The organism is Streptomyces sp. CO7, assembly GCF_053474865.1.
In genome coordinates this window covers 14,614-27,622 of record NZ_JBRIOU010000009.1, presented here as the reverse complement: position 1 = coordinate 27,622, position 13,009 = coordinate 14,614, and the positions used below count along the sequence as shown (strand labels likewise).

Annotated in this window: 10 protein-coding genes; 5 read left to right on the top strand and 5 right to left on the bottom strand. The window is 71.3% G+C overall.

The window, feature by feature from the left end; all coding sequences use genetic code 11:
* The first annotated feature begins 78 nt into the window (after positions 1-78).
* From ACOV8S_RS26800 to ACOV8S_RS26790, 3 genes are all read left to right on the top strand, one after another.
* A complete protein-coding gene (locus ACOV8S_RS26800) occupies positions 79-558 on the top strand; it encodes a nucleotidyltransferase domain-containing protein (RefSeq protein WP_448320933.1) in 480 nt (159 codons plus the stop codon).
* A gap of 131 nt (positions 559-689) precedes the next feature.
* Positions 690-2,759, top strand: a complete 2,070-nt coding sequence (locus ACOV8S_RS26795) for a glycosyl hydrolase family 28-related protein (RefSeq protein WP_448320932.1) — start codon at positions 690-692, stop codon at positions 2,757-2,759.
* 155 nt (positions 2,760-2,914) lie between these two features.
* Positions 2,915-3,268 carry a hypothetical protein gene (locus ACOV8S_RS26790; protein ID WP_448320930.1) on the top strand — a complete coding sequence of 118 codons (354 nt, stop codon included), beginning with the start codon at positions 2,915-2,917 and terminating at the stop codon, positions 3,266-3,268.
* Positions 3,269-3,410: 142 nt separating this feature from the next.
* Here the strand turns inward: ACOV8S_RS26790 and ACOV8S_RS26785 are convergent, their stop codons facing one another.
* Positions 3,411-4,115 (bottom strand): hypothetical protein, encoded by a 705-nt coding sequence (locus tag ACOV8S_RS26785; protein WP_448320928.1) that lies wholly within the window; start codon positions 4,113-4,115, stop codon positions 3,411-3,413.
* Between the two features lie 668 nt (positions 4,116-4,783).
* Between ACOV8S_RS26785 and ACOV8S_RS26780 the strand changes: the two genes are divergently transcribed.
* Both ACOV8S_RS26780 and ACOV8S_RS26775 read left to right on the top strand, forming a co-directional pair.
* Positions 4,784-6,187 carry a glycoside hydrolase family 43 protein gene (locus ACOV8S_RS26780; protein WP_448320927.1) on the top strand — a complete coding sequence of 468 codons (1,404 nt, stop codon included), beginning with the start codon at positions 4,784-4,786 and terminating at the stop codon, positions 6,185-6,187.
* Between the two features lie 57 nt (positions 6,188-6,244).
* On the top strand, positions 6,245-8,578 hold the full coding sequence (locus tag ACOV8S_RS26775; protein WP_448320925.1) for a beta-L-arabinofuranosidase domain-containing protein: 2,334 nt from the start codon (positions 6,245-6,247) through the stop codon (positions 8,576-8,578).
* A gap of 217 nt (positions 8,579-8,795) precedes the next feature.
* Here ACOV8S_RS26775 and ACOV8S_RS26770 read toward each other — a convergent pair whose 3' ends face one another.
* From ACOV8S_RS26770 to ACOV8S_RS26755, 4 genes are all read right to left on the bottom strand, one after another.
* A complete protein-coding gene (locus tag ACOV8S_RS26770; RefSeq protein ID WP_448320924.1) occupies positions 8,796-9,209 on the bottom strand; it encodes an FKBP-type peptidyl-prolyl cis-trans isomerase in 414 nt (137 codons plus the stop codon).
* 109 nt (positions 9,210-9,318) lie between these two features.
* Positions 9,319-9,903 (bottom strand): DinB family protein, encoded by a 585-nt coding sequence (locus tag ACOV8S_RS26765; RefSeq protein ID WP_448320923.1) that lies wholly within the window; start codon positions 9,901-9,903, stop codon positions 9,319-9,321.
* A gap of 68 nt (positions 9,904-9,971) precedes the next feature.
* The gene (gene exaC, locus ACOV8S_RS26760) at positions 9,972-11,495 is read right to left on the bottom strand and encodes an acetaldehyde dehydrogenase ExaC (RefSeq protein WP_448320921.1); all 1,524 of its coding nucleotides are present in this window, start codon (positions 11,493-11,495) and stop codon (positions 9,972-9,974) included.
* Positions 11,496-11,559: 64 nt separating this feature from the next.
* A complete protein-coding gene (locus tag ACOV8S_RS26755; RefSeq protein WP_448320919.1) occupies positions 11,560-12,870 on the bottom strand; it encodes a GAF domain-containing protein in 1,311 nt (436 codons plus the stop codon).
* Positions 12,871-13,009 lie beyond the last annotated feature (139 nt).

The following is a 13,009-nucleotide window of genomic DNA, read 5'->3' as shown; positions in this document are numbered from 1 at the left end:
GTGGGCGGCGGGCCCGCGGTGCGGGGTGCGGGGGGAGTACCGGGGAGCGCGGCGGAGTGTGAAGGAGGCATCACCGCGATGGACATCACGGACCTCTTCGGCGTCCTGGACGCCGTGGAGCCGGCGGGCGTGCGGTGCTGGGTCGCCGGCGGATGGGGCGTGGACATCCTGGCGGGCCGGCAGACGCGTGATCACCGGGACGTCGACCTGGCCCTGGACGCGGCGGTCGAGCCGGCGGCGCTGGAGGCCCTGGCATCGCTCGGCTACCGCGTGGAGACCGACCAGCGGCCGACACGGGTCGAACTCGCGGCGCCCGGGAGTCGCTGGGTCGACCTCCACCCGGTGGTGTTCGACGCCGAAGGGGTGGGCCGGCAGGCCGACCTCCAGGGCGGTTTCTTCCTCTACCCGCACGGCGCGTTCACCCGGGGACGCCTCGACGGCCGCACGGTGCCGTGCCTGTCGGTCGAGCAGCAGCTCACCTTCCACCGCGGCTACCCACCGCGGGAGGTCGACCATCTCGACGTCGCCCTCCTGCGGACCCTGCGCGCCGCGCGGTGAGCTGTGGGTGGGGCTCAACACGGCCCAGGCCGGCGGTCCGCACCCCCACGCCTCGCCAACCGGCCCCTTCCCCACGGCCTCACCAACTGGCCCCCAACAACGGGCCCTCACCCACAGGAACGAGTGACTCCATGGCACGAAACCTCACCGCGACGGCCACCTCGCGCAGACCGGGCGGACCGCCCCGTCGAGGCGTCGCCCTGCTGCTCGCCGCGCTCACCGCGGCGGCCGGACTCGCCGCCGCCCCAGCCGTCGCGGCCGACGCCCCCGCGCCCACCGCCACGGTGCCCGCCGTCACCCGTGCCGGCCTCACCCCCTCACTGGTCGCCGGCCGGGGCGCGGACCTCGGCCTCGTCGAGCAGGAGGCGGAGTCGGCCAGGACCACCGGCACGGTCCTCGGCCCCGACCGCACCGCCTACACCCTGCCCTCCGAGGCGTCGGGCCGCTCCGCCGTCAAGCTGCTGAAGGGGCAGCACGTCGAGTTCACCCTGCCGGCCGCGGCGAACGCGATCACCGTGCGGTACAGCATCCCCGACGCGCCGGACGGCGGCGGCATCACCGCGCCCCTCGACGTCACGGTCGACGGTCGCGGACGCACACCGATGACCCTGACCTCGCAGTACTCCTGGCTCTACAACCAGTACCCCTTCACCAACGACCCGGACGCCGGCCTGCTGCACCCCGACTGGTGGATCACCGAGTGCGGCTGCGTCCCGAAGGAGACCACGCCCGCACCCCAGATCACCAAGCCCTTCCGCCCGCACCACTTCTACGACGAGCAGCGCCTCCTGCTGGGCCGCACCCACCCGGCGGGCGCCACAGTCCGGCTGACCATGCCCGCCAGGTCGTCCGCCGCGTGGACGGTGATCGACCTGCTCGAGTCGCAGCGCGTCGACCGACCACGGGTCGCTCCACGCGCGGCGGTGAACGTCCTGGCCTTCGGCGCGGATCCCACCGGACGCCGTGAGTCCGCGGCCGCCTTCGACCGCGCCATCGCGCACGCCCGGCGAGGCCACCGCACGGTCCACATCCCGCCGGGCACCTACCAGGTGAACCGGCACATCACCGTCGACGACATCACGATCGAAGGCGCCGGCAGCTGGTACACCGTCATCAAGGGCCGTGAGGTCGCGCTGGAGACCCCCGCGCCCGACGGCTCGACGCACACCGGGGTCGGCTTCTACGGCAGGAGCGCCGCCGACGGGGGCAGCCACGACGTCCACCTCTCCGGATTCGCCATCGAGGGCGACGTCCGCGAGCGCGTCGACACCGACCAGGTGAACGGCATCGGCGGCTCGCTCAGCGACTCCTCCGTCGACGGCCTGTACATCCACCACACCAAGGTGGGCATGTGGTTCGACGGCCCCATGGAGAACTTCACCGCGACGAACAACGTGATCACCGACCAGATCGCCGACGGTCTCAACTTCCACACCGGCGTCACCGACTCGGTCGTGCGCAACAACCTCGTCCGCAACTCGGGGGACGACGGCCTCGCCATGTGGGCGGAGAAGACCACCAACGCCCGCAACACCTTCGACCACAACACCGTGCAGTCGCCGGTCCTGGCGAACGGCATCGCGGTCTACGGCGGCGCCGACACCACCGTCTCGAACAACCTGATCGCCGACCCGGTCCGGGAGGGCAGCGCCCTGCACGTCGGCGCACGCTTCGGCGCCGAGCCGTTCACCGGGCACCTGTGGATCAGGAACAACACCACGGTGCGGGCGGGCACCTACGAACTGAACTGGAAGATCGGCCTCGGCGCGATCTGGTTCTCGGCGCTCGACAAGGACATCGCCGCCGACATCCGGGTGACCGGCGACCACTACCTCGACAGCACCTACAACGCGATCATGCTGGTCGCGGACTGGCCGGTGAAGGACCTGTACTCCATCGACGACGTGCACTTCAAGGACGTCCGGGTGGACGGCACCGGCACCTCCGTGGTGAGCGCCCGGGCGGCGGGCGGTGCGACCTTCGAGAACGTCGACGCCCGCAACGTGGGCGCGGTCGGCGTCAACAACTGCGGAACCTTCCACTTCACCCCGGCCGGCTCGGAGTTCACCCTGACGGACCTGGGGGGCAACGACGGCGGCGGCGCGGGCGGCCCGTGGCTGGGGGAGTGGCTGCTGCCCAACACCCTCACCTGCGACGACCGCCCGCCGGTGGTTCCGCCGCCGGCGCCGTCGACGTGGTGACGCCCTGCGCATGACCGGCGCACCGCCAGGCATCCTCGCGGTGGTGCAACCCGCGAGGATGCCTGACGGAGAGCACCGGTCACATCGGCCGCCGCCCGCCACGGCCACGGACCGGGCCCCGTCCGACGGATCGCGGAAGTCGTAGGCTCCTGGCCATGCACCGCACTCTGACCGAACACGCCCGGTGTCTGTACGGGGACGAGTACCGCCCCACACCGGAGTGCGAGCGCGAACACCGCGAGCACTACTTCGTCGAGGAGTTGACCTTCGCCGACGCGGAATCGATCCTCGCCATGCTCCACGAGCTCAGTCCGCAGCTGGTCGACGGACACCTGCCCGTCTGGATCCGGAACCTGGCCTACCGGCTGGTGCTCCTGCAACGGCCGGACGACCCGCAGCTGCTGCGGGAGGCCGCCCAGAGCCTGTGGATGCACGGTCCGGACTGGGACGACATCGCCGCTGACCTGATGAAGCGAGCCGACGCTCCGAGCGCGGGCGAAACGGGCTGACCACGACCGGAGGCGGAGGCGCACCCGGAGGGCGAGGGACCCGGAACCGGGCTCCGGGTGCGGTGCAGTGGGACGGAGAGGCCGCCCAGTCCCGCCTCAAGGGCTCCGGGTGACCGCCACGGCAGGTGTCGGCCTGCAGCGCTCAAGGGTTCAGCTCGGGATACTGGGTCCTCTGATGGGCCGACAACCGGGACATCGCCAGTTCACCCGCGCCGCGGCAGATGGGGCAGACGCGCCGGGTGGCGCACTGGGGGCAGCGGCCGCGCCCGTGCGGCTCACTCGGCAGCCACCCGCGGCCCCCGCAGCAGTCGCAGGCGCCGAGGCCGTCGCATTCGTAGCAGAGCAGGTGGCCGGGCGTGAGCGTCGCGGACGTCCTGACCGGCTCCGGCCACCGGAACTCGCGCGGCTCGTACAGGGGCATCACCGGGGTCTGCCCGAGGAAGAGCACGGCGGAGCCGTGGGCGTCCACACGGACCTCGACGACGTTGCCGTCGGGATGACGGGCGGTCAGGCGATACCGGTCACCGGCGTCGTCGGTGGCCCACTCGAGCTCCTCGTCCCCCTCGTCCTCCGCCGGCTCCGTGACCTCCCACCCGGCCCGGCCGAGCAACCTCGCCGCCCGGGGCACGATGCCGGCGGCGGCGACCCCGGCGGGGCGGTGCCCGCGGAACGTCATCGAGTACCGGTACCCCAGGGGCTCGTGCCAGTCGACGACCGCAGGCTCCCGGAGAAGGAGCAGGCCGAGGTCGGCGCCGGGGGTGAGGTCCTCGATCAACTCCACGAGCCGCGCCCGGAGGTCACGCCCGAGCCGGTCCAACTCCTGCCGTGCGCCAAGTATTTCCGCCATATGAGCCCCTTCGCTCCGGCTGCTCAGGGCATCTTAGGGCGACGGGGTCCTCCTTTCGGGTGCCCTGGACCACCCCGGGGGCGGCTGGGCCTCGTTCGACATCGCGTACTGGGTGCTGGGCGCCACCCCGGACGACTGCGACCGGCACTTCGACCTGGTGGTGGAGGTGTGGTGCGAGCAGGGCCCGGCGATGCGCGAGGCAGGGCCTCCCGTCGTCCGCGCCCCCACGGTTCCCGCGAGTTTCGGCGGTGGGGATCCGATGCCTACCCGGTTCGGGTGACAGGTCGGGAGTCACGAACGCGCCGGACCGACGGGAATCGGCCGAGCCTGCAAGCGACGCAAGTTGTGAGCGCTAACATTTCACGCTCCTGAGCTGGATGAACGCGTACCCCTTGATGCACGGGCCCCTGTCTCGGATCCGCCCCCACCGTCCCATCCGGCGCACGACTCTTGCTCCCCAAGAGTGTTAGCGCTCACACTGACTGCCGAACGCCCTACCGCTCATCGGACCGGCCCCAGGGCCGGCCCGCCGTGATCGCGTCACGGCCTGTGGCACCCCCGCCCCTTCCGTCGCACCCGGCTCCGCCGCGGTCACCTTCTCCCCGCGCGTGGGCCGAGATCCGAGGAGGAGGCAGGCGTCCCGGGTCCGACAGAGAGCTGGAGAGAGCATGCACCTCAGCAGACGATCGTTCGGTCTGGCCGCGGCGGGAGCCGCGCTCGGAACCCTCGCACCCGCCGTGCGCGCCGCGGCGGCCCCCTCGGCCCGCTCAGCCGCCGCGGCGGCCAACACGGCGTACGCCATGGTGTACTTCACCGAATCCCCGAACGGCCAGGGCGCGGACTACGGCCTGCACCTGGCGGTCAGCCGGGACGGGCTGAACTGGACACCCCTGAACCAGAACCGTCCCGTGGTCACCCCGACCGCCGGCGAACAGGGCCTGCGCGACCCCTTCATCCTCCGCAAGCAGGACGGCGCCTTCGTCGTCCTCGCCACCGACCTCAAGGGCACAGACTTCAGCCGCTGGAGCCAGTACCTGCACGTCTACGACTCGACCGACCTCAGCGGGTTCACCGGCTACCGCCGCCTCCGGATGCACACGTCGAGCACCCACACCTGGGCGCCGACCGCCTTCTGGGACGCCTCGCGCGGCCAGTACGGCATCGTCTACTCGGCGGTCAACGGCGGACGCGACGTCCTGATGGTCAACTGGACCACCGACTTCCGCTCGGCCGGCTCGCCCCAGGTGTACTTCAGCCCCAGCTCCGGGGTCCTGGACGGCGACATCGTCGTCGACGGCGGCACCACCTATCTGTACTACAAGAACCTCGGTGACGGCCTGCTCTACGGTGCGAGGTCCTCCACCGGCGCGCCCAACAGCTTCACGACCTACACCAGCGGGCTCAGGCAGGGGAACGCCATCGAGGCGCCCCTGCTCGTCAGGAACAACGACGGCGGCTGGCGGCTGTGGGGCGACTCCTTCAGCCCGGTCAACAACGACTACTACGCCTGGTCGCAGTCCAGCATCGGCGCCAACTCCTGGGCGCCGATCAACCAGCGCGACTACACGCCTCCGCTGAACTCCAAGCACGGCTCCATCATCGGCATCACCGACGCCGAGTACTCGGCCGCGGTCGCCCGCTGGGGCACCCCCGAGTGGGTGCGGCTGAAGTCGTACAACTTCCCCGACCGCTTCGTGCGGCACGCGGACCGTCTGGGCCGCCTCGACGCCTACCCCTTCGACCCGTACCAGGACCAGATGTGGCGCACGGTGCCCGGGCTCGCCTCCTCCTCGGGCGTCTCCTTCGAGTCCGTCAACTACCCGGGCAACTACCTGCGGCACAGCGACTACGCCGTGCGCCTCGACCCGGACGACGGCACCGCCACCTTCCGGGCGGACGCGACCTTCCAGCGGACGGCGGGCCTCGCCGACTCCTCCTGGGCATCGTTCCGCTCCCACAACTTCCCCTCCCGTTACCTGCGGCACAGCAACTACCAGCTGCGCATCGACCCGCTCGACACGGCGTCCAGCGCCTCGGACCGGCAGGACGCCACCTTCCGCGTCACTGCGTAACCCCCCCCCGGACCCGGTCTCCGACGAGAGACCTCCGACCAAGGAAAGAGGTGCACGGTGTCCTTACCCCTCAGCAGGCGGAGCCTTCTGCGGACCGCCGGAGCGGCGGCTGTCGCGTCCGTCGCCGAGCCGCTTCTGGGCGGCTCGCCCGCGCAGGCGGCCGTCCTGCCTCCCGCGCGTGCCGACATCGGGGTCCTGGCCCACCCCTTCGAGCTGGGGCAGGTCCGGCTCACCGCGAGCCGGTGGCTGGACAACCAGAACCGTACGCTGAACTATCTGCGGTTCGTCGACGTCGACCGGCTGCTGTACAACTTCCGCGCCAACCACCGGCTGTCCACCAACGGGGCGTCGGCGAACGGCGGCTGGGACGCCCCGTCCTTCCCCTTCCGCACCCATGTGCAGGGACACTTCCTCACCGCCTGGGCGCAGTCGTACGCGGTCACCGGCGACACCGTGTGCCGGGACAAGGCGACCCGCATGGTCGCCGAGCTGGCCAAGTGCCAGGCCAACAACGCAGCTGCCGGGTTCACCGCCGGATACCTCTCCGGGTTCCCCGAGTCGGACTTCACCGCGCTCGAGCAACGGACCCTGTCGAACGGGAACGTGCCCTACTACGCCGTCCACAAGACGCTGGCCGGACTGCTGGACGTCTGGCGTCTGATCGGCAGCACCCAGGCTCGTGACGTGCTGCTCTCCCTGGCCGCCTGGGTCGACCGGCGCACCGGCGCACTGAGCACCGCACAGATGCAGGCGATGCTCGGCACCGAGTTCGGCGGCATGAACGACGTGCTGGCCGACCTGTACCAGCAGACCGGCGACGCGCGATGGCTCACCGTCGCGCGGAGGTTCGACCACGCCGCGGTCTTCGACCCCCTGGCGGCCAACCAGGACCGGCTGAACGGACTGCACGCCAACACGCAGGTCCCCAAATGGATCGGCGCCGTACGGGAGTTCAAGGCCACCGGCACCACCCGCTACCGGGACATCGCCGCCAACGCCTGGAAGATCTGCGTCGGCGCGCACACCTACGCCATCGGCGGCAACAGCCAGGCCGAGCACTTCCGCGCCCCGAACGCCATCGCCGGCTACCTGAACCAGGACACCTGCGAGAGCTGCAACACCTTCAACATGCTCGATCTCACACGGGAGTTGTTCACCCTCGACCCGAACCGGGCGGAGTACTTCGACTACTACGAGCGGGCCTGGCTGAACCAGATGATCGGCCAGCAGAACCCGGCCGACTCCCACGGACACGTCACCTACTTCACCCCGCTCAACCCGGGCGGAAGGCGAGGTGTGGGACCGGCCTGGGGCGGGGGCACGTGGAGCACGGACTACAACTCGTTCTGGTGCTGCCAGGGAACCGGCCTGGAGATGCACACCCGGCTGATGGACTCGGTGTACTTCCACGACGGCGACACCCTGATCGTCAACCTGTTCGTGCCCTCGGTGCTGAACTGGTCGCGGCGCGGCATCACCGTCACCCAGACCACCTCCTATCCGGTGGGTGACACCACCACCCTGCAGGTCACCGGGAACGCCGGCGGCACCTGGCCGATGCGCCTCCGCATTCCCTCCTGGACCACCGGCGCCACCGTCAGCGTCAACGGCGCCGTCCAGAACATCCAGGCCACCCCCGGCGGCTACGCCACCCTCACCCGCACCTGGAGCGCCGGCGACACGGTCACCGTCCGGCTGCCGATGCGGGTCGTCCTGCGGCCGGCCAACGACAACCCGGACGTCGCCGCGGTCACCTACGGCCCGGTCGTGCTGTCCGGCAACTACGGCAACACCACGCTCACCTCCCTGCCGCGCCTGGACACGTCCACGGTAAGGCGCACGAGCAGCACCTCGCTGGCCTTCACCGCCACGGCCGGCGGGTCCACCGTCAGCCTCGGGCCGTTCCACGACGCGCACGGGCACAACTACACCGTCTACTGGAACACCGGCGGCGGATCCGGCACACCGACCGGATCGGTCCGGCTGGTCAACGCGGCGAGCGGCATGGTCCTGGGCATCCAGGACATGTCCACCGCGGACGGTGGCCGTGCTCTGCAGTGGGACGACTCCGGTACGGCCGACCACAACTGGCAGATGATCACCGACGGCGACGCGGTCCGTCTGCGCAACGTCCACAGCGCCAAGGTGCTCGGCGTGCAGGACATGTCGACGGCCGACAACGCGACCGTCCTGCAGTGGGCGGACAACGGCACCGCCGACCACCGCTGGACGCTGCTGGCCCAGGGCGACGGGACCTACAAGATCCGCAACGTCAACAGCGGCAAGCTCCTCGGCATCGCCGGCAACTCCACGGCCCGCGGCGCCTTCGCGGTCCAGGCCCCCGACGACGGCTCCGCGGACAACCGCTGGCGCGTCGTGAACAACACCTGAGTCGGTTTCGGCGGCACTCTGCCGCCGAGACCGTCCCGGGGTGCTCCGGGGCGGGCGGTGGCCCGCCCCGGAGGTCGGCAGGGCCGCTCCAGGTGCCCCGGCGAAGACGACGTTCGCCACCGATCGGGGTGCCTGTACGGACATCCTGTGATCCAGCGCATGGTGCGGGCCCTCGGCATCGGACCGGTGATCAACCACCGCCACTCACACGCCCTTGTCAGGACCTCCCAGCGTTGCTCCACCCGTGTGTGCTGGAGTACGAGTCCAGCAGGTCCACGACGAAGACCAGGGTCGAGCCGGCCGGGATCAACGGCGAGGGCGACCGACTTCCGTAGCCGAGACGCGGGGGAACGATGATCTCGCGCCGACCGCCGACCTTCATCCCCCTCACCCCCCGGTCCCAGCCCTTGATGACCTTGCCGCTGCCCAGGGCGAACTTGAACGGCTGACCGCGGTCCCAGGAGGCATCGAACTGCCTCCCGGACCCGAAGGTCACCCCGACATAGTGGACCAGGACCACCATGCCCGGCTTCACCTCGGCTCCGTCCCCGACGACCAGGTCCCGGACGGTCAGCTCAGCGGGAGCGTCGCCCTCCGGCAGGGCGACCTCGGGCTTCGTCGGTTCACTCATCGCAGGCACATCACCATCAGTCGGAGGTCGTCCGCACGGACCGGTCGCGACCGGTGGACCGACGGGGTCGCTCAGGCACGGTACATCGTCGAGCGTCGAGGACCTTCCTTCAGGCCTCGTGCGGCGCCACAGCCCGCGCGGCCCCCTCGATCTTCGCCCGGTGGGCCGCGCGGGCCTCCTCGTCGATCCGCTGCTCGTGCTCGGGCCGCAGCCCGGTGCGGCCGTCGAGACCCTCGCGCAGGATGTCGGCGTGCCCGGTATGACGTGCGGTCTCGCCGAGCACGTGGACCAGCACGCCGAACAGGTTGGTGTCGGCATGGGGTCCGGACCACCACGGCACGTGGCCCGGGGCGTCGAGGGGGAGCTCGTCGATGGTCGCGTCGGCGCGCTCCCATGTGCGCCGGTAGAACCCGACGATCTGGTCGCGGGTCTCGTCCTCGGCCGCCCACAGATCACCGCCGTCGGAATCCTGCCACCGGGGGAGAGGCTCCGGGCACGGGCGGCCGAAGACCTCGCCGAAGTACCTGGCCTCGACGGTGGCCACGTGCTTGACCAGGCCGAGGAGATTCGTCCCGGTCGCCGTCAAAGGCCGACGGGCGTCGTACTCGGGGAGACCGTCGAGCTTCCAGAGCAGCGCCTTGCGGTCCCGCCGCAGTCTCCCGTGCAGGGTGTCCTTCGCGAAGTCATCGATCATGCGGCACGAGCCTGCCACGGGCTGTCCGGCATCTCAAGATCGAGTACGCGGCACCCCTTCCGCCGGTCTCAGAAGAACCCGACCTCCTTGGCGGAGTAGGAGACCAGGAGGTTCTTGGTCTGCTGGTAGTGGTCCAGCATCATCTTGTGCGTCTCGCGGCCCATGCCCGAGCCCTTGTAGCCGCCGAAGGCGGCGTGCGCCGGGTAGGCGTGGTAGCAGTTGGTCCACACGCGGCCCGCCTGGATGGCGCGGCCCGCCCGGTAGGCGGTGTTGGCCTCGCGGGTCCAGACACCGGCGCCCAGGCCGTAGAGGGTGTCGTTGGCGATCTTCATGGCGTCGTCGAAGTCGTCGAAGGAGGTGACGGAGACGACCGGGCCGAAGATCTCCTCCTGGAAGATCCGCATGCTGTTGTCGCCCTCGAAGATGGTCGGCTGTACGTAGTACCCGCCCTGCAATTCGCCACCGTTTTCGATGCGTTCGCCGCCGGTGAGTACCTTGGCTCCTTCCTGCCGGCCGATGTCGAGGTAGGAGAGGATCTTCTCCAGCTGGTCGTTGGAGGCCTGGGCGCCGATCATGGTGTCGGTGTCCAGCGGATGGCCGGGGACGATCCGCTCGGTCCGCTCGACGGCCGCCGCGAGGAAGTCGCCGTAGTGGCCGCGCTGGATCAGCGCGCGGGAGGGGCATGTGCAGACCTCGCCCTGGTTGAGGGCGAACATCGCGAAGCCCTCCAGCGCCTTCGTGAAGAAGTCGTCGCGGGAGCGCGAGACGTCGTCGAAGAAGATGTTCGGCGACTTGCCGCCCAGTTCCAGGGTGACCGGGGTGATGTTCTCCGAGGCGTACTGCATGATGAGCCGGCCGGTGGTGGTCTCGCCGGTGAACGCGACCTTGGCGACCCGCGGGCTGGAGGCCAGCGGCTTGCCGGCCTCCACGCCGAAACCGTTGACGATGTTGAGGACGCCCGGCGGGAGCAGGTCCGAGACCAGGCTCAGCCAGTAGTGGATCGAGGCGGGCGTCTGCTCGGCGGGCTTGAGGACGACCGCGTTGCCCGCCGCCAGCGCCGGGGCGAGCTTCCAGACCGCCATCAGGATCGGGAAGTTCCACGGGATGATCTGGGCGACCACGCCCAGCGGCTCGTGGAAGTGGTAGGCGACGGTGTCGTCGTCGATCTCCGCGAGCGATCCCTCCTGGGCGCGGACCGCACCCGCGAAGTAGCGGAAGTGGTCGATCGCCAGGGGGATGTCGGCGGCCAGGGTCTCGCGGACCGGCTTGCCGTTCTCCCAGCTCTCGGCGACCGCCAGCTTCTCCAGGTTCGCCTCCATCCGGTCCGCGATCCTCAGCAGGACGTCGGCGCGGGCCGCCGCGGAGGTGCGGCCCCAGGCCGGTGCGGCGGCGTGGGCGGCGTCCAGGGCGCGCTCCACGTCCTCCGCGGTGCCGCGCGCGACCTCGGTGAACGGCTGCCCGTTCACGGGGGACGGGTTCTCGAAGTACTGGCCGCGGGCCGGTGCCACGTACTCGCCGCCGATGAAGTGGTCGTACCGCGCCTGGTAGGAGACGATCGCGCCCTCGGTGCCCGGTGCTGCGTAACGGGTCATCTGTCTGCCTCCCGGAGATGCGCCGCCCTCCGTCGGACGGCTCGATCAGCTCTGGTCGCGCAGGCTAGGAGGACCGACGTTGCACGGACGTTGCGTGCCGTCGACGGGGTGCGAACAGCGCTGCCGGGACAGCGAGTTCGCGTTCCAGGGCGGTGAGCCGGGAGCGGACGGCGGGGGTGGGGCGGACCGCGGCGAGGGCGCGCCAGACGCCGAGGTCGTCCTCGCCCCACGGGGCGTGCGCCCAGTCGGCCAGCAGGTCCGCGTCGCCCCTGGCGATCAGCGCCGCGCGCAGCCCGTCGGCCGTCCGCCGGCGCAGCCGGGTCACCGCGGGGGCCTGCGAGGAGGGCAGCAGCGGCCCCGGGTACGCGGCCGCCGCCGCGGCGACCGCGCCGCTCTCCAGCCGCCGCTCCACCAGATCCACGTCCGCCTCCACCGGCAGGGTCAGCCGGTACGGCCGTGAGGCCAGCACATCGCAGCCCAACGCCCGCCGCAGTCGCGTCAGTTCCGCGCGCAGGGTCACCGGGGGCACGGTCTCGTCCGGGTAGAGCGCGCAGGCCAGCTCCTCGCCGCCCAGGCCCTCGGGGTGGCGTGCGAGCAGCACCATGATCTCCGAGTGCCGCCTGCTCAGGCGCAGCCGCCGTCCTCCGCGCGCCCGCAGCAGCGCCTCGTCCCGGCCGAGCGCGGTGAGTTCGAGGACGCCGTCACCGCGTGGGGGCGGCTCCAGCAGGGCGAGCTGCGACTCCACGGCGCGGGCCACGGCCTGGACGAAGCCGAGGCTGTGCGGGTGGGCCAGTCCGTCGCCCCCGGTGATGTCGACGGCGCCGAGCGTCCGGCCGGTGCGCGGATCGTGCACCGGGGCGGCGGCGCAGGTCCACGGCTGCACCCGACGGCAGAAGTGCTCCGCGGTGAAGACCTGCACGGGGCGGTCGACGGCGACGGCGGTGCCGGGCGCGTTGGTGCCCACCGCGCTCTCCGACCAGCGGGCGCCGGGCACGAAGTTCATCGCGTCCGCGCGCCGCCGCACCGAGGGGCAGCCCTCCACCCACAACAGGCGTCCGTGCGCGTCGCAGACCGCCAGCAGATGGCCGCCGTCGTCGGCGAAGGTGCCGACCAGCTCACGGATCAGCGGCATCATCGGGGACAGCGGGTGCTCGGCGCGGTAGGCGTCGAGGTCGGCGTCGGTCAGTTCGACGTCCGCCGAGCGGTCGGGTCCGACGCCGGCCCGGGCGGAGCGCCGCCAGGACTCGGCGACCACCGGGCGCACCGGGCGGGGGACGGTCCCGGCCAGGGTGAACGTCTCGTGGGCCCGGCGCAGGGCCCGTGCCCGCTCGGCCGGATCGGCTCCCGGCTCCAGGGCCACCCATGGATCGGTCAACTCGGCTCCCCGCAAGGCGACGGTGACGTGCGGTCTTCGTCACATCCTGGTGCGGGGCGGGAAGGGCGACAAGGCGTCGGGGCGGAGGGATTCGGTGGAGACCGGCCACGCCGGCGCCGCGACGGAGAAGCCTCCCACG

Bases quoted from the DNA above. Each gene is read 5' to 3' on its own strand.
- ACOV8S_RS26800 (WP_448320933.1), top strand. From the start codon at position 79: ATGGACATCACGGACCTCTTCGGCGTCCTGGACGCCGTGGAGCCGGCG.
- ACOV8S_RS26795 (WP_448320932.1), top strand. From the start codon at position 690: ATGGCACGAAACCTCACCGCGACGGCCACCTCGCGCAGACCGGGCGGA.
- ACOV8S_RS26790 (WP_448320930.1), top strand. From the start codon at position 2,915: ATGCACCGCACTCTGACCGAACACGCCCGGTGTCTGTACGGGGACGAG.
- ACOV8S_RS26785 (WP_448320928.1), bottom strand. From the start codon at position 4,115: ATGGCGGAAATACTTGGCGCACGGCAGGAGTTGGACCGGCTCGGGCGT.
- ACOV8S_RS26780 (WP_448320927.1), top strand. From the start codon at position 4,784: ATGCACCTCAGCAGACGATCGTTCGGTCTGGCCGCGGCGGGAGCCGCG.
- ACOV8S_RS26770 (WP_448320924.1), bottom strand. From the start codon at position 9,209: ATGAGTGAACCGACGAAGCCCGAGGTCGCCCTGCCGGAGGGCGACGCT.
- ACOV8S_RS26765 (WP_448320923.1), bottom strand. From the start codon at position 9,903: ATGATCGATGACTTCGCGAAGGACACCCTGCACGGGAGACTGCGGCGG.
- exaC (WP_448320921.1), bottom strand. From the start codon at position 11,495: ATGACCCGTTACGCAGCACCGGGCACCGAGGGCGCGATCGTCTCCTAC.